This is a genomic window from Rossellomorea sp. GAMAL-10_SWC (assembly GCF_049568075.1).
GTDB lineage: Bacteria > Bacillota > Bacilli > Bacillales > Bacillaceae_G > Gottfriedia.
In genome coordinates this window covers 4,665,659-4,688,924 of sequence record NZ_CP144911.1, presented here as the reverse complement: position 1 = coordinate 4,688,924, position 23,266 = coordinate 4,665,659, and the positions used below count along the sequence as shown (strand labels likewise).

At 33.0% G+C, this 23,266-nt stretch carries 19 protein-coding genes; 1 reads left to right on the top strand and 18 read right to left on the bottom strand.

Annotated elements, in window-relative coordinates; all coding sequences use genetic code 11:
• Nucleotides 1-442: 442 nt before the first annotated feature.
• From V5E38_RS22650 to V5E38_RS22565, 18 genes are all read right to left on the bottom strand, one after another.
• Nucleotides 443-1,813, bottom strand: a complete 1,371-nt coding sequence (locus tag V5E38_RS22650; protein WP_499211524.1) for a murein hydrolase activator EnvC family protein — start codon at nt 1,811-1,813, stop codon at nt 443-445.
• A 136-nt stretch (nt 1,814-1,949) separates the two neighbouring features.
• On the bottom strand, nt 1,950-2,843 hold the full coding sequence (ftsX, locus tag V5E38_RS22645) for a permease-like cell division protein FtsX (protein ID WP_499211523.1): 894 nt from the start codon (nt 2,841-2,843) through the stop codon (nt 1,950-1,952).
• The gene (gene ftsE, locus V5E38_RS22640; protein ID WP_097975037.1) at nt 2,833-3,519 is read right to left on the bottom strand and encodes a cell division ATP-binding protein FtsE; all 687 of its coding nucleotides are present in this window, start codon (nt 3,517-3,519) and stop codon (nt 2,833-2,835) included. Before ftsE ends, ftsX begins: the two co-directional genes overlap by 11 nt.
• 328 nt (nt 3,520-3,847) lie before the next feature.
• Nucleotides 3,848-4,177 carry a cytochrome c551 gene (gene cccB / locus V5E38_RS22635; protein WP_387325570.1) on the bottom strand — a complete coding sequence of 110 codons (330 nt, stop codon included), beginning with the start codon at nt 4,175-4,177 and terminating at the stop codon, nt 3,848-3,850.
• Between the two features lie 69 nt (nt 4,178-4,246).
• On the bottom strand, nt 4,247-5,125 hold the full coding sequence (locus V5E38_RS22630) for a YitT family protein (RefSeq protein WP_097975035.1): 879 nt from the start codon (nt 5,123-5,125) through the stop codon (nt 4,247-4,249).
• A 455-nt stretch (nt 5,126-5,580) separates the two neighbouring features.
• Nucleotides 5,581-6,679, bottom strand: a protein-coding gene (gene prfB, locus V5E38_RS22625; protein ID WP_248267333.1) for a peptide chain release factor 2 whose coding sequence is annotated in 2 segments (ribosomal slippage) — nt 5,581-6,615 and nt 6,617-6,679 — 1,098 coding nt in all. Because the reading frame shifts where the segments join, the coding sequence is not laid out codon by codon here.
• 139 nt (nt 6,680-6,818) lie between these two features.
• Nucleotides 6,819-9,332, bottom strand: coding sequence for a preprotein translocase subunit SecA (secA, locus tag V5E38_RS22620; protein ID WP_499211522.1), 2,514 nt, complete (start codon nt 9,330-9,332; stop codon nt 6,819-6,821).
• A 214-nt stretch (nt 9,333-9,546) separates the two neighbouring features.
• Nucleotides 9,547-10,092, bottom strand: a complete 546-nt coding sequence (gene hpf, locus V5E38_RS22615) for a ribosome hibernation-promoting factor, HPF/YfiA family (protein ID WP_069033815.1) — start codon at nt 10,090-10,092, stop codon at nt 9,547-9,549.
• Between the two features lie 270 nt (nt 10,093-10,362).
• Complete coding sequence (gene cspD / locus V5E38_RS22610) at nt 10,363-10,560, bottom strand: cold-shock protein CspD (protein WP_056469532.1); 198 nt, start codon at nt 10,558-10,560, stop codon at nt 10,363-10,365.
• A gap of 242 nt (nt 10,561-10,802) precedes the next feature.
• The gene (locus V5E38_RS22605; protein WP_097975028.1) at nt 10,803-12,623 is read right to left on the bottom strand and encodes a potassium transporter KimA; all 1,821 of its coding nucleotides are present in this window, start codon (nt 12,621-12,623) and stop codon (nt 10,803-10,805) included.
• A gap of 331 nt (nt 12,624-12,954) precedes the next feature.
• Nucleotides 12,955-13,212 carry a flagellar biosynthesis anti-sigma factor FlgM gene (locus V5E38_RS22600; protein ID WP_499211521.1) on the bottom strand — a complete coding sequence of 86 codons (258 nt, stop codon included), beginning with the start codon at nt 13,210-13,212 and terminating at the stop codon, nt 12,955-12,957.
• Nucleotides 13,213-13,354: 142 nt separating this feature from the next.
• Entirely contained in the window at nt 13,355-13,885 is a 531-nt protein-coding gene (locus tag V5E38_RS22595) for a ComF family protein (RefSeq protein WP_499211520.1), read from the bottom strand.
• 146 nt (nt 13,886-14,031) lie between these two features.
• Entirely contained in the window at nt 14,032-15,375 is a 1,344-nt protein-coding gene (locus V5E38_RS22590; protein ID WP_499211519.1) for an ATP-dependent helicase ComFA, read from the bottom strand.
• A 519-nt stretch (nt 15,376-15,894) separates the two neighbouring features.
• Nucleotides 15,895-16,737, bottom strand: a complete 843-nt coding sequence (locus V5E38_RS22585; protein ID WP_499211518.1) for a DegV family protein — start codon at nt 16,735-16,737, stop codon at nt 15,895-15,897.
• Between the two features lie 296 nt (nt 16,738-17,033).
• Entirely contained in the window at nt 17,034-17,711 is a 678-nt protein-coding gene (locus V5E38_RS22580) for a response regulator (protein WP_097975019.1), read from the bottom strand.
• Between the two features lie 150 nt (nt 17,712-17,861).
• Nucleotides 17,862-19,055, bottom strand: a complete 1,194-nt coding sequence (locus V5E38_RS22575) for a sensor histidine kinase (RefSeq protein ID WP_499211517.1) — start codon at nt 19,053-19,055, stop codon at nt 17,862-17,864.
• Nucleotides 19,056-19,345: 290 nt separating this feature from the next.
• Nucleotides 19,346-20,389: an LCP family protein gene (locus V5E38_RS22570; protein WP_499211516.1), complete on the bottom strand. Its 1,044-nt coding sequence runs from the start codon at nt 20,387-20,389 to the stop codon at nt 19,346-19,348.
• A gap of 84 nt (nt 20,390-20,473) precedes the next feature.
• A complete protein-coding gene (locus tag V5E38_RS22565; protein ID WP_499211515.1) occupies nt 20,474-21,094 on the bottom strand; it encodes an IMPACT family protein in 621 nt (206 codons plus the stop codon).
• 1,323 nt (nt 21,095-22,417) lie between these two features.
• Between V5E38_RS22565 and V5E38_RS22560 the strand changes: the two genes are divergently transcribed.
• Nucleotides 22,418-23,074, top strand: coding sequence for a sugar transferase (locus tag V5E38_RS22560; protein ID WP_499211514.1), 657 nt, complete (start codon nt 22,418-22,420; stop codon nt 23,072-23,074).
• Nucleotides 23,075-23,266 lie beyond the last annotated feature (192 nt).

The window sequence follows — 23,266 nt, the reverse complement described above, 5'->3', positions numbered from 1 at the left end:
TATATAATAATCTAACTCATAATGAAAATCAATATCAAATTATAATTATTATAAACTAGTAAATATTATAATTGAATCTTACCTCTTAACTATGTAGGTATGAATTGCGGTTCTTATATAAATAGGTGCTGATTTAATAAATTCAACGTAAAAGATCCATATAAATACTAAAATTCCTCTATAACTCAACATTAAGCATGACAAATTGAAACATTTTATTAGTTTTTTTTGATAATATGTGTTCTTTTTAATAGTTTGGTTGGCTTTATTTGCGAATTTGAAAATTTTAATTGTGATTTTTCAGTTTTAATTGCGATTACATAGGTTTATTTGTGATGGACCATTTTTATTTGCGACATTCTTCTGTTTTATTTGAAATCAATAATCACAAAAAACAAAATAAAAAACCTATCCTAGTGTTTTAGGATAGGTTTTTAGTAAATTAAAAATTAATATATTTCATAGGATCTACTGCATTTGATTTAGCATAATTCCATTCACCTTTATGTAATTCAAAGTGTAAATGTTGTCCAGTAGAATGACCTGAATTTCCCATATAACCAATTTTCATACCTTTTGAAACAGTTTGTCCAGTTGATACATTAAAACTAGCCAAGTGCGCATATACAGTTGTCCATACTTGTCCATCAATATTATGCGTAATAAATACACAATTTCCATAGGAAGAAGAGACATAAGCACGAATTACAACCCCATCGCCTGCTGCTACAACTGGTACACTTCCCGCTGAGGCAATATCAACACCTTCATGGAACTCTCCACCTTCAAATGAACGTTGTCCAAATCCTGAAGAGATATAACCGTTTGCTGGTCTTGTAAAGTTGCCACTAGACACGGTTGGTGTGTTATCAGAACTACCGGTATTATCTGAGTTACTAGAATTACCTGAACTACTTGAGCTTTCAGATCCACTTGATTGACTTGTACTTGTAGATGGCTTTTTACTTTTTGCAGCTGCTTCTGCTTTACGTTTAGCCTCTGCTTTACGTCTAGCTTCTGCCGCAGCTCTTTCAGCAGCTTGTTTCTTAGCGATTTCAAGAGCTTTTTGCATTGCAGCCTGCTGACTTGCTAATAATTGATCTTGTTCCTTTAAATCTAAAACATCTTCATGAGCTTCACTTTCTTTAGCTTTTAATGAGGCCATTAATTTGTTCTTTTCGCTAACCTGACTTGCAAGTTGATTATTAAGACTTTTTAAGTTCGCTAAATCTCTTTCGATTTTTGCTTGTTTAATAGTCAAATCATCTTTTTTAGCACTAACTTCTTTTAAGTCCAAGTTTTGCTGCTTAATAATGTCCTCGTCAGCCTTCATAATAATTTGTACGGCACTCATTCTTTGGATTAAATCTCCGAAACTATTAGCGCCTAAAATGACATCAATGTATGATACCATTCCACCGGCTTTTTGAAGAGAACGCATTCGGTTTTTCAATAATTCTTCTCGAGATTTAATGCGTTCTTCAATAAACTTGATTTCTTCCTTTAGTTTTGAAATTTGCTTTTTCCCATCACTAACTGCATCTTCAGTTTGGTTAACTTTTTGCTTAGTCAGTTTCATCCGAGTATCAAGTTTTTCAAGCTCCGCAACAACTTCTTGCTGGTCATGCTTTATATCAGCAATTTTGTTGTTTGTCGCATCCGTCTGATCCTTAACTTCACTACGCTTCTTTTTAATGCGGTCAATTTCTGATTGGTATTTACTTTCAGCAAAAGAAACGGATGGGATAGCACCGATGATGAAAGTACTGCATAACATAATCGTTATTACTTTCGATGATTTTCGCTTACTCATCTAAGATCCCTCCTTATATGTATATAGAAAAGCCCTAGTACCTGTATCAACTCAGACAGACGTTAAATTGGGAACTAGAGCTTATCAATCGAATTACACTATTAAAACAATAGAACTACAAATGAAAAATTTAATCTTATTTACGTAAAAACTTACGAATTGACATGACAGAACCCCACATCCCGATTATTGCACCAATAGCTATTAATATTGCGGATAGCTGGTACACAAACGGTGAAAATGGTAATAATGTGAACATTGTTCCTGCTAATTTTGGCATTAACATATTATAAATGACCTTATAGCCCGTTAATAGTAAAACAATCGGAATAACCGATCCTAACACACCTAACAGTAAACCTTCTAATAAGAACGGCCAACGAATAAAGTTATTAGTTGCCCCTACCAATCTCATAATCTCAATCTCACGTCGTCTTGCCATGATCGTTATTTTGATAGTATTAGAGATTAAGAACATCGCAGTAAATAATAGTCCGAAAATCAGTACTAAACCGATATTACGACCTACCGAAACTGCATTAAATAATTTTTGAACTTGTTTTTTACCATAAATTACTTCATCAATATATTTTAAGCCTTCAATTTTTTTGGCTACTGGTGCGATTTGTTCTGGAGAATCTGTTTTAACAATAAACGTATCATTTAATGGATTTTGCTGTTCAAACAGTTGGAATGCTTTTCCATCTTCTCCCATACTTTTGATTAGATTGTTTAATTCTTGATCTTTCGATGAGAACTTTACAGTAGTTACATGATCTAATTTTTTGATTTCTTCTTTTAAAGTAGCTTGTTGATCTTTGTTCGCTGTTAAATCAACCAAAACACGTACTTCAACATCTTTTTCTAAAGTTGTTCCAATGTGATTAACATTCAAAATTACGGTTAAAAATACGCCAACAAGCATTAAAGTAACTGCAACAGCACTTACCGATGCAAACGTCATCCAACCATTTCGTTTTAAACTACGTAGACCCTCACGAACATGTCTTTTTGCAGTTCTAGCTTTCATAACCGTACACTCCTCTCGCTTGGTCGCGTACAATTTTTCCAGCTTCAATTGCGATTACACGTCGCTTTATCGTATTTACGATATCTTTATTATGAGTTGCCATTACTACAGTTGTTCCACGTTCATTGATTTCTTTAAATATATCCATAATCTCCCATGTAGTTTCAGGATCTAGATTACCTGTTGGCTCATCGGCGATCACAACTTGTGGTTTATTTACAATAGAACGGGCAATCGAAACACGTTGCTGTTCACCACCAGAAAGCTCTGTTGGTAAGAATCGCGCTTTATGTTTTAACTTAACAAGGTCAAGTACTTCCATTACTCTCTTCTTAATTGTTTTCGGATTTTCTTCAATAACTTCAAGTGCAAATGCAATATTTTCATAAACTGATAAAGTCGGTAATAATTTATAGTCTTGGAAAACTACCCCAATATTTCTACGTAATAAAGGAACTTTTTTATCCTTCATATGGCTTAAATCCATTCCATTAATTAAGATTGTACCCTTTGATGGTCTTTCTTCACGATACATCATTTTAATGAATGTCGACTTTCCGGCACCACTTGGTCCCACGACATACACAAATTCACCTTGGCGAATTTTTACATTAATACCATCTACCGCAAGAACACCATTAGGATAAGTCTTATAAACATCTTTTAACTCAATCATGACATTCTCCTTAATTTTTTGTTCCGTTTTCTTCTATTAAACTATATAAGATCCATTCTGGATGAAATTATACTTTACTTTACTTGATCTTATTATTTCGCTTGCTATTTACATATTTCGATAAATTCAGCTAAGCACCTCTATTATACCACTTAAAAAATGTCAAAATTGATAAATTTATGTTACATTTTAATAATAGTCAAGATTATTTCCGAACGATTTAATAGCTTATTTAACAAATTATGGAAAAATGTAACTAAAATGAAAAGAAACAGACCTTTTCTAATTAACAGAAAATTGTCTGTTTCTTTCATTTTTTTTAATAATTTTATTTTTTAGTCGCAAGCCATTTCGCTACACTTTTCGCGTCATTTCCTTGAACAACTCCACTAGGCATTGAACCTCTACCATCATGGATAATATTTTCTATTTCTTTTTCAGAATATTTCGCTCCGACCTTTTTTAAGCTTGGTCCAATTACACCTTCTAATTCTCCACCATGGCAGCTAGCACAGCTTTGTTTAAATAACTTTTCCCCATTAGCAACTGAAACCGGCTCACCTGAATCATTATTTTTACTAGAATTATTATTTGAACCACATGCTGTAATCGTTAACAACATACCACCAGTTATAAAAGCAAGAAGTAGTTTTTTCACAAAAATCATCGCCCCTTTAAAAATCCATAACTATAGTCTACTACTAATAAAATTATTTATTTTACCTTATTATGTCAAATTTGTGAAACCTTCTCCAAGTACTTCTGTTGCATCAACAACTGTAATGAAAGCATTTCGATCAACTGACCGAACGATATCCCGTAAAGAAGAAAATTCAGTTTGATCAAGTACACACATTAATACTAAACGGTCTTCATTTGTATATCCACCAACACCGGTTAACTTTGTTACTCCACGATCTAATTGGTGAACAATTGCTGTTGTTACAGGTTCCACTTCTGAAGTAATAATCAGTGCCATTTTTGATCTAGCAAGACCGATTTGAACTAAATCGATTGTTTTACTCGTAACAAAAAGTGCGATTAGTGCATACATACCACTTTCAAGATTAAACACGATTGCAGATGTAAGAACAATTAATCCGTCAATAAATGCTACACAAATCCCAAGTGATAAACCAGTATATTTATGAACAATTTGAGCTGCTAAATCTGTTCCACCAGTAGATGCTTTACCACGGAACACGATTCCTAAACCTAAACCAATAAATAGTCCTCCAAAAATTGATGCTAAAAGTGGATTATCAGTTGCAGGTTTTATATTGTATAAATCCACTAAATAAACAACAAGTGGAATAAAAATTGTTCCAACTAATGTTTTAGCGCCGAATTGTCTACCTAAAAAAATTACACCTGCTATAAATAAAGGAATATTAAATGCCCATTGTACAAACGCAGGATTAAATCCCATTGTGCTCTTTAGAATCGTCGAAATACCGCTTACCCCACCAGAAGCAATATGATTTGGTAATAAAAACACACAAAACGCGACAGCAATTATTGCAGAACCAATTAATACAAAAAAGTACTCAAAAAACGTTTTACCCCACCCTACAGTTAGAGCAGTAGAATATCTGACCTTTTTCAAACTTATCCCCCTCAATGTTTCTCACTTACAGACAACTTTTCTATTTTATATCCTGTATATCGGATACTCTCTCTATTTTTTATTATGAAAAAAACAATAAGATTTAATTACATATAAACAAAATTTACTTTCTTCTATTTGTAAAACAACTTAAAAATAAATATGATTCATGTAACCCCTTCACATTAGTAAGGTAGAATCCTTATTAATCCCCTAAAGAAAAAAGCTCAAAAGAATAACATCTCAATAATTAAGAGATGTCTTTTTAGACAAAGTCCCAAAAATTTGATGATCAGACTAATTCCAAGTGTTTGGCAGGCAGTCTGATCGTAGATTTTATAGGTTAAAAGATGGATTTACAGCAACTAAATGATAAAATATACCTCTTTTGTCCCCAAAGATTAGGGCTGGTAAGAAAGAAGTTTCCCCCAATCTTATCAGCCCATTTTTCAACATTAAATCTTAGAACGTAAGTAAGCATCAATAAATGGATCAAGATCTCCATCCATTACTGCATGTACATTACCAACCTCTGTGTTTGTTCGATGATCTTTAACCATAGAGTATGGGTGGAAAACATATGAACGAATTTGACTTCCCCAGCCAATTTCTTTTTGTTCTCCACGGATTTCATCTAGTTGAGCTTGTTGCTCTTCTATTTTACGTTGATATAGTTTTGCTTTTAACATTTTCATTGCATGTTCACGGTTTTTAATTTGTGAACGTTCTGTTTGACATGTTACTACAGTGTTAGTTGGAACATGCGTAATACGTACTGCTGAGTCAGTTGTATTAATGTGCTGACCACCCGCTCCACTTGCACGATACGTATCAATTTTTAAATCTTCTGTACGTATATCGATTTCAATTTCTTCATTGAACTCAGGCATTACTTCGCAAGAAACGAAAGAAGTATGACGACGACCTGATGAATCAAATGGAGATATACGTACTAAACGATGAACGCCTTTTTCTGCTTTTAAATAGCCATAGGCATTATGGCCTTTAATTGCTAAAGTTACGCTCTTAATACCAGCCTCATCACCAGGTAGATAATCTAAGGTTTCGACTTTAAATCCACGTTTTTCAGCCCATCTAGTGTACATACGTAATAACATTGAACCCCAGTCTTGCGACTCAGTTCCACCTGCTCCTGGGTGAAGTTCAAGAATTGCATTATTTTTATCATATGGCTCGCTTAATAATAATTGAAGTTCAAAATCATTCAGTTTTCCAGTTAAAGATTTTACTTCAGTTACTAATTCTTCAAATAGTTCGTCGTCATTTTCTTCTTTAACTAACTCATAAGTTACTTCAAGATTCTCATATCCATCATTTAAATCATTGAATTCATTAATGACTTCTTTTAAACCATTTACTTCACTAATTACTACTTGTGCAGCTTTTTGATCATCCCAAAAATCTGGCTCTGACATGAACGCTTCAAGCTCATCTAGTCTTGCTTGTTTTGTTTCGACGTCAAAGAGACCCCCTAAATGCTTGAAGGCGTTTCGCCATCTTTTCTAGTTCTTGCTTTACTTCTACTAATTCCATTACATAACACCTCGATTAAATTTTACGAACAATAAAAAGCAGGTAAAGACAAGTAGTAAAGTAAGAATAACCTTTGTAAGTTACTCCTCTTTTCTAATCACTACTTGCCTTTGCCCCTTTTCATTTAGTTTCTATTTTATTAGATTCCTTTACCGTGGCAGTTTTTATACTTCTTACCTGATCCACAAGGACAATCTTCATTACGGCCAGTTTCTTCGCCTTTTACGATTGGTTTTTTCTTTACTTCACCTTCACCATCATTACTTACATGAATTGCATCGCCTTGAACAGCTTCACGCTCTACATCAACTTCAATTTCAGCTTTCATAATAATGCGAGATACCTCTTCTTCAATTGAAGCAATCATCTCTTCAAACATTGCGAAGCCTTCCATTTGATATTCACGTAGTGGATCAATTTGTGCATATGCACGTAAATGGATTCCCTCGCGAAGTTGATCCATTGAATCGATATGAGCCATCCACTTGTTATCAACAGTACGTAATAATACAACTTTTTCAAACTCACGCATTTGTTCAACTGGTAAAGCTACCTGTTTTTCTTCGTAACGCTCGAATACTGTTTTTTGAATTAATTCAACCATTTCATCCGGTTCAATTACACGTAATTGTTCAACTGTGATTTCATCTTCATTTAATAAGTTTGCTTCTAAGAAATCAATGACTCCTTCTAAATTCCACTCTTCTTGAAGCTGCTCGTTTGGAGTATGAGCTTGAACTACTCTGTTAATAGTACCTTCAATCATATTCTTAACGATTGGTTGTAAATCATCTGAATCAATAACTTCAGAACGTTGAGCATATATAACTTCACGTTGTTGACGTAATACATCATCATATTGAAGTAATTGTTTACGAGCATCAAAGTTATTACCCTCTACTCGTTTTTGTGCAGATTCAACTGCACGTGAAACCATTTTACTTTCAATCGGTTGAGAATCATCTAATCCTAAACGGTCCATCATTACTGATAAATTTTCTGAACCAAAACGACGCATTAATTCATCTTCCATTGATAAATAGAAAGTTGTCACACCAGGGTCACCTTGACGACCAGAACGACCACGTAACTGATTATCAATACGACGGCTTTCATGACGCTCTGTACCAATTACAGCTAATCCACCAAGCTCACGAATGCCTTCTCCTAGTTTGATATCTGTACCACGACCAGCCATGTTTGTCGCAATCGTAACTGCGCCACGGTGACCAGCTAATGCGATAATATCAGCCTCACGTTCATGGTTTTTTGCATTTAATACTTCGTGTTTAACACCTTTACGCTTTAACAATTGAGAGATTAATTCTGAAGTCTCGATCGCTACTGTACCAACTAGAACTGGTTGCCCAGCTTTGTGACGCTCTACGATTTCATCAACAACAGCATTAAATTTTCCAGTCATTGTTTTATATACTAAATCAGGTTTATCCATACGAGCAATTGGTCGGTTCGTAGGAATAACCAGAACATTCATATTGTAAATATTACGGAATTCTTCTTCCTCAGTTTTAGCTGTACCTGTCATACCCGAAAGTTTTTTGTACATACGGAAGTAGTTTTGGAAAGTAATTGTCGCAAGCGTCATACTTTCGTTTTGAATTTTTAATCCTTCTTTAGCTTCGATCGCTTGGTGAAGACCTTCACTGTATCGACGGCCTTTCATTAAACGACCAGTAAATTGGTCAACGATTACAATTTCACCATCTTGAACTACATAATCTACATCGTGAGTCATCGTCACGTGAGCACGTAATGCCTGAGTAATATGATGGTTTAAGTTAACGTTTTTCAAATCAAATAGGTTTTCAACGCCAAAAGCTTTTTCAGCACGTGAAATACCATCTTCAGTTAATAAAACTGATTTTGTTTTTACATCGTACGTATAATCTTTATCTAGCTTAAGCATTCCAACAAAAGCATTTGCAGCAATATAAGATTGTGCAGACTGTTTTGCTTGTCCAGAAATAATTAATGGAGTACGTGCTTCGTCAATTAAAATTGAGTCAACCTCATCGATAATAGCATAGTTTAGTGGACGTTGAACTCGTTGTTCAGCGTATACAACCATGTTATCACGTAAATAGTCAAATCCTAATTCATTATTTGTACTATACGTAATATCACAAGCATATGCTTCACGCTTTTCATCTGGTTCCATACTATTTAAATTTAGACCAACAGTAAGTCCTAAGAACTCATATAATTGACCCATTTCACGAGCATCACGACTAGCTAAGTATTCATTGACTGTAACAACGTGAACACCTTCGCTACTTAATGCATTTAAGTAAACAGGTAAAGTGGAAGTTAAAGTTTTACCTTCCCCAGTTTTCATTTCTGAAATATTACCTTCATGTAAGGAAATTCCACCTAATAACTGTACAGGATATGGAGTCATACCAAGCACACGAGTAGCACCTTCACGAACAACAGCAAATGCTTCAACTAAAATATCATCAAGAGTTTCACCTTTTTGTATACGCTCTTTAAATTCAAATGTTTTACCTCTAAGTTCATCATCAGATAATTTTGCATACTGATCCTGTAAAGATAACACTTGATCAACTTGTTTTTGCATTTTATTTAATTGTCGCTGATTAAGATCAAAAACCTTTTTTATCATTCCAAGCATTCGTAACGCTCCTCTATTATAAAGTCATAAACTAAAATGTCATTAAGTTAGTAGATACTATTTCTAATTTTATCATTAAATGAAGATACGTGACAACCTTATGTCGAGAATGTTCTATTAGAATTAATTAATATTTTAGAAAATAAGTAAAAAAACCAAAAAAGGACTAAGCTAATTGTTCAGCTCAGTCCTTTTATTATTATTTTTTTAATTTTTATTTGGCTTCAATTAAACCATAACGCCCATCTTTTCTAGCGTAAACGATGTTCGTTTTATTCGTTTCACCATTTAAGAATACAAAGAAGTTATGACCTAACATATTCATTTGTAGCACTGCTTCTTCTGCATCCATAGGTTTTAAATCAAATTGCTTTGTACGAACTAACTCAATATCATTTTCGTGCTCTTCTACTGCAACAGCTGATTCAGTAGTTGATGGTGCAAACATGAATTTTAATGAACCTTTTTCTCTTAACTTGCGATTTACTTTTGTTTTGTGTTTTCTAATTTGACGATCTAGTTTATCAATAACTAAATCGACAGCTGCATACAAATCTGAATGCTCTTCTTCTGCACGTAATAACATATACGTTCCAGGAATAGTTACTTCAATTCTTTGCTTGTCGTGGAATACCTTAGCATTAACTCTCGCCGTTAACTCTTCGTCAAAATAACGATCAAATCGAGATAATTTTTTATCTACGTAATCACGAATAGCTGGAGTAATTTCAATATTTTCGCCTCGGATGTTTAGCATCATATGGGTTTCCTCCTTCATCAAGCTCCAAATAATGAAAGCTGTCATATTTATATTCTACACTTCTATCTCAATTTCCTCCTTGAAGTTTTTGTCAAATATGAGAAATCTCTGTGTCCATTTTATGAACTTTTATGGCTATATCAGATTATATTTTTATAATAATTTAAAGATACTCAAAAATTTTCCAAAACAAACAAAGGCTTACTCAAATGAGTAAGCCCTCGTGGTCCGAATCTATATAAGCAAATACTTACTTATTAACGGAAAAAATTAAATTTTAGTAACATTAGCAGCTTGAGGTCCACGGTTACCTTCAACGATTTCGAAGCTAACTGCTTGGCCTTCTTCTAAAGATTTGTAACCTTCTGCGTTGATAGCTGAGAAATGTACGAATACATCGTCTCCATCTTCACGCTCGATAAATCCAAAACCTTTTTCTGCATTAAACCATTTTACTTTACCTTGCATTCAAATCCATTCCCTTCAGTCGAAAACTTGTGAATCTTCTCCACATTTCAACTATACATCATAAAACTAGGACAAGTCAAAAGTAGCTTATCGCCTTTTTTTTCACGAATTCGACAAATAACGAAAAATTCTAATTATTTTCCTTACCTATCATATTCGCTTACCTTTCGACTTGTCCCATTATTTTTTCCTATTTTTTAAAAAAGAAATTTTATAACATTTTTCCTACAAACCTTTGCTCTCTACACCTTAAATCTAAAAGGTACAGTAGTTACAATAACGCTTCGTTTATGAAGTAAATACGCTCGAAGTAATAAGCTTGATTGATTATGTAAAACATTATGCCAATTTTTTCTCGTAATAAACTGTGGTATTAAAACTGTAATTTCAAAACCTTGTTCATGAGCTTTTGCTTCCATTTCATCTATTACTTTTAAAAGAGGTCTTGTGATCTCTCGGTACTCAGAGTGAACAACAATTAATTTTACGTTAGGATTCCATGCTTCCCATTTTTCTCTCATTTGCTCTTCACTTTCTTTATCAAAAGAAATGTAAACAGCATAGACTTCATCAGCAATCCCTTGAGCATATTGCATTGTACGTTCAACTACTTTTGTAATCCCAGCGACAGGAACTACCATGATATTTCCACTAATTTTTTCTGGAATATCATTATTTAATCTTAATTGGTCACCTACTGCTTCATAATGCTTACGTATTCTTAAGAATAGAATAACAATCAAAGGTAAGAAAACAAATATTGACCAAACTTGATTTAACTTAGTCGTTAAGAAAATAATCGAAACTGTTGCTGAAATAAATGCTCCAACGAAGTTGGCAGTTAATTTCGGTAACCAGCCAGCAGGTTTTTCTCTAATCCATTTAATTACCATACCTGTTTGAGAAAGTGTAAATGGTACAAATACACCAACAGCATATAATGGAATTAATGCTTCTGTTTTACCTTGGAAAGCAATAATTAATAAAATTGAAGCTATACCAAGTGTAATAATACCATTTGAATAGCCTAGACGATCTCCTCGAAGTAAATACATTCTTGGCATAAATTTATCACTTGCTAAGTTATAAGCTAGTAATGGGAATGCAGAAAATCCTGTATTAGCTGCTAATACAAGGATTAGCGCCGTTGTCCCTTGTATAAAGAAATAGATTATATTTCGTCCGAAAATATCAGAACCTAATTGGGACATAACTGTTTCTTCTGCATTTGGTACAATTCCATACCAGTAAGCTAAAAACATAACTCCAGAAAATAGTACTGCTAAAATCGAACCCATCAACAATAGTGTTTTTGCCGCATTTTTATCTGAAGGTTCTTTAAAGTTCGGAATAGCATTTGAAATTGCTTCTACACCGGTTAAGGCTGAGCAACCAGATGAAAATGCTTTTAAAAGAATAAAGAGCGAAATCCCTGGAACAGCAGTACCAATCGCTGAATGTGCTGTTTGTGGTGCATGGCCTGTAAAGACATTATATAAACCTACGATAATGATGATAACAAGTGCTACAACGAATAAATAAACCGGATATGCCAAAATCGAAGCAGATTCAGTTAGTCCGCGTAAGTTTAAAATTGTAATACATATAACCAAAATAACAGCAATAAATACTGTATGAGCGTGCAAGACTGGAAAGGCGGACGTAATCGCGTCCGTTCCTGCAGACACACTAACCGCTACAGTCAAGATATAGTCAACTAGCAAGGATCCACCGGCAACTAAACCTGGAATAACACCGAGGTTTTGCTTAGATACGACATAAGCGCCACCACCGTGAGGATAACTAAAAATAATTTGGCGATAAGATAAAATTAATGCTAATAATAAAATCAGTACGCCTATACCAATCGGAACCGAATACCAATACGCTACCGCCCCAACCGTAGTTAAAACGATCAGAATCTGCTCCGGACCGTATGCTACTGAAGAAAGCGCATCTGACGATAGAATTGCCAAGGCCTTCGTATTCGATAACTTTTGTTCACTTAACTCTGTTGACTTAAGTGGTTTACCAATTAAGTATCGTTTTAAAATCGATAACATATGTACACCTCTACATAAAAAGTAAAAAACTAAACCATTTGAGTTTATCACATTATTAGAAAAAATTGTGTGATATATTAAGAAAATCTTTCCATTATTTTATAAAGTTTTTGTCAAAATAATTAATATTAACTTTCCTCTAAATCAAATTAAAATACTATAAAATGAATGACCACTTTAAAAATCATAACAGATGATTATGCTTCGGATGAAAATCCTATTTTTTTCCTTGCCTAAACACAGAAAGAACTTAACATTTTTGCTAAGTTCTTTCCTTTTTCTTCTTATTTAATTAACAATTTTTGTAACAACCCGGTTCGATTGTTAGTCTTTATTTCTTATTAAAATAACTAAGCATTTTTTCAGCCACGTTCATTGGTTGAACTTTGTATGTTCCCTCATCTATTTGTTTTTTTAATTGCTGTATACGTTCATCACGTTTTTCGATTATCTGATTAGCGATTTGATTATCCTTCGCTTGAGGGGAGAATTCTATTTTTCCTTCTTGTTCTCGTTTATTTTGTTCAATTTTTTCTACGTTGTATTGATGTAAATGAACTTTGTCCTCATCAGATGTATTGCCCTTCATTTTTCTCACCTCATCGCTAATCGTTTTTACCTCTGCTTTATTATTAAATTACGATCCTTTATCTGTATTTTTGTTTTATTCTGTCCAATGACCACTATTTATATCGGTAAAACTCGTAGTAAAATTAACAAGCCTCCAAGCTTTATGCCCGAATTAATGTGAGGGAATGTACTTCAGAAGCACCATTTTGTAACAATATCGTTGCGGCATCTTGTATCGTTTTACCAGTTGTATACACATCGTCAAGTAATACAATCGGTTCGCTATCGATTTTTTCCTCACCACAAAAAGAAAAAACTTGTTCTCGGCTAAGTCTTTCATGACGGTTTAATTTACTTTGTTTTTCGGTATGAATTCTTTCTAAACAATTTGTTAAGTTTAAACCTGCATATTGTGCGAGCACTTCAACTTGATTAAAGCCTCTTTCCTTTAGCCTCGCATCACTTAAAGGTATTGGAATTATTTTATAATTTTTGAAAGAATTTTCATAGTATTCCCTCAAATCATTTGCAAATATAGATGCTAACTGCACATCACCACAAAATTTAAAATGATTGAGCCACTCTTTTACTTCATTTGTGTAATGAAATATCGACTTATTAATAATTAACGGCACATCTAACTTTAAACTCATATACTCTACGCAATTTTTACAATGCTTTTGATTCTCCATAATGTAACCACAACAAATTTCACAAACAGGACCTATTATTTTTTTAAATTTCGCTACACATTGTGAACAAGCTGATTCATTGCTTAGAAAAAACAATTTATGCAAGGAGAACTTCTCAATAAATCGAACACCGCAATAAACACAAATCACTTATTATCCAACCAGCCTTTCTCGATACCTAAATGATTCATTAGAAGTATTTGCTTTTTAGCTTTGAGCATTTCTTCACTAATTCCATTGTGAAAAAAGATAACCTCTCCATTTGCATAATTAATATGCCTACCAGCACGCCCAGCAATTTGAACTAGTGCACTTTCTGTAAAAATCTCTTCATCAGCACCTAGTACTGCAATTTGGCTATTCGAAATCGTAACGCCTCTCTCTAAAATTGTCGTTGTAATTAAAACTTGAGTATCACCGTTTCGAAAAGCACTTACTTTTTCATGTCTTTGTGGATCTTGACTATGAACTGATGCCGATTTAACTGTTATCTTTTTAACAGCCTCTTCTATGAAAACACATTCATTAATTGTAGGGACAAACAAAAAGATAAGGCAGCCTTTTTGAATATATAATTTTATCCATTTTTCTAAAGGATTTGGAAGTTTTTGTGTTTTGCGGATTGTTTTACGCCAGTTACCAATCCATTTAAAGCTTGGTACTGGTAGAGGTTGCCTATGGTATCTTGCGGGGACCATTACGTTTTTGATTCTATTTTTTAGCGCAAGTAGTTGTTGTTCACTAGTTGGGGTAGCTGTCATTTGTACTGTAGAACCTTTAATCGTTCTTGATTCATTTGCAACCCAGTGCAAACGTGTTTCAATATTATAAGGAAAAGCATCAACCTCATCAATAATTAATAAGTGGAAGGTATGTCTAAATTTCATTAACTGATGTACTGTACAAATCGTTATCCTATTTCCATCCCATTTCTCTTCACTACCTCCATAAAGTACTGCAATTGAAATAGTAGGGAAGGCTTGTCTGAATCGAATCGATAGCTCTAAAACAACATCTACTCGTGGAGTTGTAATGCAAACTAATTTTCCTTGCTGCAGTGCAGCTTCAATCCCTTCAAACAACATTTCTGTTTTTCCTGCACCACAAACTGCCCAAAGTAACAAATTCTGATTTTCGTTCACAGCTTCAACTACTTTAATAGAAGCTTCTTTTTGCTGTGGTGAGAGTTTACCATCCCATTCGAGTCCAGAAATTGAGGTATCGAATTTCATATCCACTTCATTAATGACTAGCTCAGTACATGTCGACATCTTTCCCATAGTGATACATTTTCGACAATACGTACACTGTGATGAACATTTAGCACAAAAATGAGTGGCGAAAAAGTGTTGATTTTGATTACCACAACGAAAGCATTGATAACGATTTTTAACTTTTTGAACCGCTTGAATGATTAGACTTGTTGAGGGGATGTCCTGAAGGTTTATTGTGGGGAGAAGTTGGAGTTTTCTACCGTAAAATTTGTCCATTTTTAACCTACTTTCTTATAATAAATATTTTGAGGGATAAAACTAGGGAGTTTTAAAAAGTCCCACGTAAATATGGCCATCTTCAAATATTACATCCAATTAGTCACTAACGACGTTAAATCCAGTGAAATTTCCTTGTCAAATATATAGATATATTGTGACGATCTTTTAATATCTACATTATTAAAAATCCATTTTCAATAATTCTACAGTCCATTTATAAAGTAGACTAAAAATAATTCAATTCGAGTTAAAAATGAAGTATTTTTGATCAAATTCTATATAAACTCCTAAAAAATTAACAACTTTAATTGAAATTGAACAAAATCTACAATAGTTTATCGAGTTTTTCTTTTTAATTGCGATTTTGCTGATTTTATTTGTGATAACAAGGTTTTATTTGTGATTTTCTACTTTTAATAGCGATTACTTGTTTTTATTTGCGATGCTCACATTTAATTACGTTATCAAATTCCCACTGGAAAAAACAAAAAAGCCCCTAATCAAAGGAGCTCCTACTCAAACAATGTACCAACCTAATCCTAAAGCACCTTCACCAAGGTGCGTTCCAATTACTGGGCCAAAATATGAAGTTTCTAATTCAACATTCGGATATGTTTCACTAAGTTGTTGGGCTAACTTTTTTGCATCTCCTTCACGATTGGAGTGAATAACAACTGCTTTCATTTTTTCGCCTTTTGATGCAACTTCGCCAAATAAATCTGTAATTCGTTTCATTGCCTTTTTTTCAGTTCGAATTTTTTCAAAGGCGACAATTTGTTTGTCTACAAATGTTAGAATTGGCTTTACTTGTAGTAAACTTCCTACAAATGCTTGTGCACTCGAAAGTCTTCCACCACGTTGTAAGTGATCTAAATCAAAAACCATAAAGTAAGCATTTGCAGATTGTTTTATTTCATCTAAACGCTCAATGATTTCAGTTGGTCCAGCACCTTTCTTTGCCATTTTCGCAGCTTCAATGACATAAAACCCTTGGACCATGCAGCTAATTTCTGAATCGTAAGCGACTACTTCTAAGTTATCAATCATTGAACCAGCTGATACAATACTTTGATAGGTTCCACTAATTCCACTTGATAAAGTGATCGCAACAACAGCCTCATATTCTTTTGAAAGCTGTTCAAATTTTTCAATAATCGTGCCGTATGCAGGCTGTGAAGTTTTTGGAAGCTCCTTTTGTTCACGGACCTTGAGGAAAAACTGTTCGGCTGTAATTTCAACTTCTTCTTGGTAGGACGCATCTCCGAAGATTACATTAAGAGGCAACATATGTATATCTAAAGAATCTCTTACTTCCTTTGGGATATAGGATGTACTATCTGTAACAATTGCAGTTCTCATTGTCATATCCTTTCTTATATATATAGTAACGTTTAACTATGTATTTAATGTTTTAATTTTACACAACTAATTAAGTAAAATCATTGTATTTCATTCTCTTTACTCTGAGTCAATTCGACAACCCAGTTAGACTTAGAAAGACTTATTATACTTAAAAGCCTATTTATTGAAAAGAAAAAGTGGCGATTTTATTGATTCTATGTTTTAGACTAAAAGCGAAAAATAAAATATATTGTTTCTTGTCTACAAACTAAAACAGAGTACCGATCATCCGATACTCTGCTTTTTGCACCTAATTATTTCACTTCTACCCAAGCGTTTCGAATTGCCGTTACTACAGCATGGGTACGGTCATTTACTTCTAGTTTTTGTAGAATATTACTTACATGGTTTTTGACAGTTTTTTCACTAATAAAGAGAGCTTCACCAATAGCACGGTTACTTTTACCATCTGCTAACATTTGAAGTACTTCACATTCTCTTCTAGTAAGTAAATGTAATGGACGGCGCACTTCTACTTCGCGAGATTTAAATAATTGTTCTTTAAGTGATAGTCTTCTAAATTCTTCTACTAGGTTGTGAGTTATCTTCGGGTGTAAATAACATCCACCTTTTGTAACGACTTTAATTGCTTCAATTAGTGTATCAGAGTCCATTTCTTTTAATAAATAGCCTCTTGCACCTACTTTTAGGACATGAGTTACATACGATTCATCATCATGAATTGATAAAATGATTACTTTTGCATCAGGATGTTTTTCTAGCAATGCTTTTGTAGCTATTACTCCGTTCATTGTCGGCATGTTTATATCAACAATAAATACATCTACTTGATGTTGATCCATGATATTTACAACTTCTGTACCGTCAGAACCTTCAGCAACAACATCAAAACTCTCTTCAAAATCTAGGATTCTCTTAATTCCTTCACGAAACAATTTATGATCATCTACAATTGCAATTCTAGTTTTCATTTCATTACTCCTCTGTTTATTTGTTCTAGTTTGCTAATCTATCGAAATTTGTAGAAATTGGTATTTTTTTCTAAATTATAGTATATTTTAACATATTTCATGAATAGTTACGACGCAAATCTCCGAAAAACGTGAAACAAAATTTTACTTTTAGAAATTTTCAGACGTTTCATTTTGAAATGACATTTCTAATTCATTCTCTATATCTACATCTAAAGTGATCCTAATTTTCGTACCTGCGTCTAGTATTGATTCGATTTTAAAATCTCCATTTAATAACTCAACGCGTTCTTTCATTCCTATTAATCCAAAAGAGTTTTCACTTTGGCCTTTTCCAACAGGAAAACCTACTCCATCATCCTGTACGAAAACATTAATTTTGTTTCTTAAAAACTCTAATCTCACAAAAATTGTTGATGGATCGGCATGCTTACATGCGTTTTGAACTGCTTCTTGGATGATCCGAAAGATTGCAACTTCTATTTTTGAATTAAGTCTTTTTTTGCTTTGACCGCAATATTCAAATTTCATGTCAATATGCTTATACGATTCAAGCGATTTTAAATATTTATTAAGGGCTGGAACTAAACCTAAATCATCTAAAGCTATTGGGCGTAGATCGTATATAATTCTTCTAACTTCCCCTAATGCACAACGGACTTGTTCCTTTATATCACCTAATTCTTTTCTTGCATCTTCTTCTGGTCTTTGGCGATATGTTTTTATTAAAAAGTCTGACTGCATTAATATACTGGCTAACGTTTGGGCTGGTCCATCATGAATTTCGCGTGATAACTTTATACGCTCCTCTTCCTGAGCTTGTATCAATTGAAATCCGAACTCTTGTTTTTGTTTTACATCTTCAAGTAAATGACTAACTTGGTTAAAGTCTGTATTAAGGTAGTTTAAAACAATTGAAATACGTGCAACTAATAATTCTGCTTTTTTTAGCTTCTCTAACAAAGTCTGAAGTCTATTTTCTAATTCTTTTCTACGATGATTTAGAACTTTTTCTTCCTTTAATGAAAGAAAATGCTGTTCCTGAATAGTTTGGACAGTTTCATATACTGACTTTACTTGAGAGTCAGTATACCGATTAAAATCCCCATCAACTTCAGTTAATTTTTGGCGAGCCGCTCGGGCTAATAAATCTAATTTAACCGTATTTTCAATCTTCTCTACTACTTGTAATTTTACTTCTTTAAGCTCTACTCTTAATTTCTCGTATTCTGAGCGAGTATCTTCAACAATTCCAAACACATGGGACTTACTATCTATAACAGATGAGAGCATATTATCCATGATTTCGTCTAGTGTCTGATTGTCCATTTTCCTAGCTGTCATTCACCTTTTCCCCCATTAGCCTATTACTAAATGACTAATAAATTTATGTATATCTAATATTATAATGTAATTAGGATTATAATTGTACAAAAATTTGAAATAAGCAAAAATTTTAATTTTTCCGATTCAAACCTTATATTACCAATATATATTGGTATTTTATTATAATTTTTAAAAAATCCATACCCTTCTATAACATCCTTAACACAATGTTAACAAGCATTACAAAAATATTACGATTGACCCAATAAAAAAGCTGATTCCTGTAAAAGAATCAGCTTTCTGCCTATTTATTGATTGGTACTATTTTCATTTTCAGAACTACTATCTGAATTAATTGTATTAGTTGTATTAGTTGTAGATGGTTTTTCTAAACCTAAGTGAACTCGGAATTTACTAGTAATTTCTTTTACACTTTCCTCTTCAGGAACATAATAGTAAATACCGTGAATCGTATCATCATGACCTTTTAATTTTATAGTTTCCAAGTCATTTTCAGTGATATTAGGTAAATGCTTCGCAAGTGAAATACCACCGCTCATTTTCATGTTCGTACTAATATTTTTACTGAACACTTTCGCGTATTGATCCATTTTCATGATTGTTTCAGGTGATTTAATTTCATTTAAGATCGCTTTAATTACTTGTTGCTGCCTTTCTTCACGTCCAAAGTCACCACGAGGGTCACGTTTACGCATACGAGAATATGCTAACGCCTGTTGTCCATTTAAATGCATCATACCTTTTGTAAAGTAAACCTTTTTCCTTGGTGTAGTATCTGTATTTTCCCAGAAGTCAAAAGGTACATCAACATCTATTCCACCAACTGCATCAACTATGTTTTTAAAGCCATTAAAGTCTACTGTAACATAATAATCAATTGGTACATTTAAGAATTGCTCAACTGTATCAACTGTTAATTGTAAACCGCCATATGAAAATGCATGGTTAATTTTAGTTTTTTCTGCATGTCCTGGTATACTTACATATGTATCTCGAGGAATACTCATTGTTTTTATTGTCTCCTCTTTAGGGTTAAAGGTAGCAAGGATCATCGAGTCAGTTCGTCCACCCTTTCCACCAGTTGAATAGTTCTCAATCCCTAAGAAGAGAATCGATATTGGATCTTTCGATATTGCAACTTTTTCATTTCTTAAGTTTGAAGAAATATCTTCTCCTTTTGTTGCTTTATTTAATTCAAGATATGTTCTAACGCCTTTATATCCTACAAACACTAAGGCTACTATAATGATAAGTAATAATACCCTAGCAATTAGGCCTCTCTTTTTCTTTCTTCTTTTCTTGGCCATTTTTCGAGAATGATTCTGATTCATATGTTCGAATAGACCTCCTTTAAAGTTAGTATGATTGTTCTATTTGAAATTAGTCATATATTTACTATTTATAAAGCTAGACTACTACATGTATTTAACAATACTTTCATTTATATGGCAACTACCATTTGTTAACTCAATCATCCAGTTTTTGAAGATCTCAACTTCATCAATCTTAATCCAAAGTTCAAAGCTTACTTCTTCCATATGGTTAACATTTTCTAAATGATAACGTGAGTTCCGTAAAGCGAACTCTACTTTGCCTAACAATTTATAATTAATCTTTACGTTCATTACTTTAACTAATGAACGCTCAACAATTCCAACAGCATTTAACCCTTCACTGACTGCCTGTCCATATGCACGAATTAAGCCTCCTGCTCCAAGCTTTTTACCGCCAAAATACCTTGTTACAACAACAACAGTATCTTTTAATCCTCTCTTTTTCAAAACTTCTAACATTGGAACTCCAGCCGTACCGCTCGGTTCACCATCATCATTGGCTTTTTGAATTTCATCATTTTCACCGATTAAATAAGCTGAGCAATTATGAGATGCATCAAAATGCTTTTTTTTAATTTCTGAAATGAATCGTTGCGCATCAACTTCAGTTTTCGCTTCATTTATGTAACAAATAAATTTCGATTTTTCAATCTCAATCTCATGACTACCAAAGCCACAAACAGTGAAATAATTCGCTAGCATTTAACACCTAACCTTTCGACTAAATTAAACAAAATTTCGACTCACTTCAATATATTACTACAATTATTCATTCCATTCCTTAAAAAACACTAACATTCTTCAAAAGTAAGTATTTACTGACAAGATTTTATACAGTAACATTAGAAATAATGCTTAATAACTTAATTTTAAACTTTAGCAACTACAATATGATCTAATCATTTCACACGTATAAGTAAAGTTTTCATATTCACATGAATATCAAACTGTATATCCACTATGCATAAAAAAACTTATATCAATTACTGATTCCACATCAAGAGATTTCTACTCAATTTAAATTAAATTTAACAAGATTGAAAACTAAGTGATAAATCCATTTCATCTTTGGTCATATCCAGCTATATCCCCACTAATTTAATTCGTTTTTTCATTTAAAAATTAAAAATTACACCTTTTTTAAGAAGAAGATTATCCTAAATGTTCAAAAAATATTAGAATCATATTTCTTCTGCGGTAATAAGCTTAATAATGCGGAAATTAAATAAGAGCATTTTATTACAATCGTATGATTAAAAAGCAATACTCCACCTCAATAGTAAATATAGTCCTTAATGGAACTACATAAATTAATAAATTTCGTTCACTTAATTCAAAATCAATATAACAATGAAAAATGCTAAAAGAAGTTTGCCATAAGTAAAAAATTCTTGATCAATTACGAAGAGGGAGTTGATTTTTGGAGAAACAAAAAAACAAGGATTTAATGAAGGATAAAAAACCTAAATTTATTCATAATAAATTATAAGGAGAATCATCAAAATATTGTTATTACATACCCAATTACAAAACCAAGGTTATAAAAAAGATTAATCCCCCACACAAATTAAATAAATTTAACTGTTATTAGAATGTAGTAAGATTCTTTGTCCATATAACAAGTGCTTTTATTTCCTTACAATAACGTTAAATATAGAGACAAAACGCTGCTAAATCTATATGGGGTTTTAATTTCTTTGGGAAAGTGCTATTTTAACGCGACGTATTTTCCCACTTACTTTATGCTAAAATAATAATACCTAAAAAGTCGACCTGGACAAAAGTTTGATCAATTACTAATTATTGTAATGCCGATTAATAAATCATTCTTGCACACACTATAAGTGTAAGGTACCCTTGTGAACTTTTTATGTGGAGTAATAAGCTTGTAACATAAAAATAATTTGATTTTTTTCTGCGAACATTTATAATTGTTATGATGTTATAAAACGTAAACGTTATACATTAGGACATGTTGCAATGCACTTGCAAGGATGGGCCTAAATTATAAACTGGGGTGTTTAAATGGCCTTACAGAATACTCAACAAAAGGTTGAAAGCCGCTACTCAATTCAACAACTTGAGTCATTAAAAAAGAAAAGTATTTTTTATTCATTTATAAAAAGAACATTGGATATAGTCTTTGCGTCGCTCGCGTTTGTCATTTCTTTACCATTCGTTTTGTTCTTTATCGCATTAATTAAAATTGATTCTCCTGGTCCTGCTCTTTTCATCCAAGAACGAGTTGGATTAAATGGGAAGATTTTTAATATTTACAAGTTAAGAACAATGCGTATGGATGCAGAGATAAACGGACCACAATGGGCTAGTACGGATGATCCTCGCATTACAAAACTTGGTCACTTCCTTCGAAAAACTCGTATCGATGAATTACCACAGTTCGTCAATGTCTTACGTGGAGATATGAGTCTTGTTGGTCCTAGACCAGAAAGAGCGTTTTTTTTAGTAAAATTTAATCATGAAGTACCAGGCTTCACTAATCGCTTAACAGTCAAACCAGGGTTAACTGGTTGGGCACAAGTGAATGGCGGGTATGAATTAACACCGAAAGAGAAGTTAGTCTTGGATTTACACTATATTGAACATCGATCAATCATGTTGGACATTAAAATTATGTTTAAAACAATTAAAGTTGTCTTGACTGGTGAAGGTGCTCGTTAGCTAATATAAGACAAGTTCAAAATTCTCTATATTAAAAATAAGCATAGCTTAACAAAAGGCCATTTCTCAATTGGGAAATGGCCTTTTAATTTCTTTAATAAAAAGTATTATTGGTCATTAAAATGTTTGTAAACGTAAAAAACATTTTAAATTCCGAAAATTACCCACAATTTCAGAAGTTTATTAACAATT

Excerpts from the sequence above, each read along its gene's own strand:
- V5E38_RS22650 (WP_499211524.1), bottom strand. The coding sequence starts at position 1,813 with ATGAGTAAGCGAAAATCATCGAAAGTAATAACGATTATGTTATGCAGT.
- ftsX (WP_499211523.1), bottom strand. The coding sequence starts at position 2,843 with ATGAAAGCTAGAACTGCAAAAAGACATGTTCGTGAGGGTCTACGTAGT.
- ftsE (WP_097975037.1), bottom strand. The coding sequence starts at position 3,519 with ATGATTGAGTTAAAAGATGTTTATAAGACTTATCCTAATGGTGTTCTT.
- secA (WP_499211522.1), bottom strand. The coding sequence starts at position 9,332 with ATGCTTGGAATGATAAAAAAGGTTTTTGATCTTAATCAGCGACAATTA.
- hpf (WP_069033815.1), bottom strand. The coding sequence starts at position 10,092 with ATGATGCTAAACATCCGAGGCGAAAATATTGAAATTACTCCAGCTATT.
- cspD (WP_056469532.1), bottom strand. The coding sequence starts at position 10,560 with ATGCAAGGTAAAGTAAAATGGTTTAATGCAGAAAAAGGTTTTGGATTT.
- V5E38_RS22605 (WP_097975028.1), bottom strand. The coding sequence starts at position 12,623 with ATGTTATCGATTTTAAAACGATACTTAATTGGTAAACCACTTAAGTCA.
- V5E38_RS22600 (WP_499211521.1), bottom strand. The coding sequence starts at position 13,212 with ATGAAGGGCAATACATCTGATGAGGACAAAGTTCATTTACATCAATAC.
- V5E38_RS22595 (WP_499211520.1), bottom strand. The coding sequence starts at position 13,885 with ATGGAGAATCAAAAGCATTGTAAAAATTGCGTAGAGTATATGAGTTTA.
- V5E38_RS22590 (WP_499211519.1), bottom strand. The coding sequence starts at position 15,375 with ATGGACAAATTTTACGGTAGAAAACTCCAACTTCTCCCCACAATAAAC.
- V5E38_RS22585 (WP_499211518.1), bottom strand. The coding sequence starts at position 16,737 with ATGAGAACTGCAATTGTTACAGATAGTACATCCTATATCCCAAAGGAA.
- V5E38_RS22580 (WP_097975019.1), bottom strand. The coding sequence starts at position 17,711 with ATGAAAACTAGAATTGCAATTGTAGATGATCATAAATTGTTTCGTGAA.
- V5E38_RS22575 (WP_499211517.1), bottom strand. The coding sequence starts at position 19,055 with ATGACAGCTAGGAAAATGGACAATCAGACACTAGACGAAATCATGGAT.
- V5E38_RS22570 (WP_499211516.1), bottom strand. The coding sequence starts at position 20,389 with ATGAATCAGAATCATTCTCGAAAAATGGCCAAGAAAAGAAGAAAGAAA.
- V5E38_RS22565 (WP_499211515.1), bottom strand. The coding sequence starts at position 21,094 with ATGCTAGCGAATTATTTCACTGTTTGTGGCTTTGGTAGTCATGAGATT.
- V5E38_RS22560 (WP_499211514.1), top strand. The coding sequence starts at position 22,418 with ATGGCCTTACAGAATACTCAACAAAAGGTTGAAAGCCGCTACTCAATT.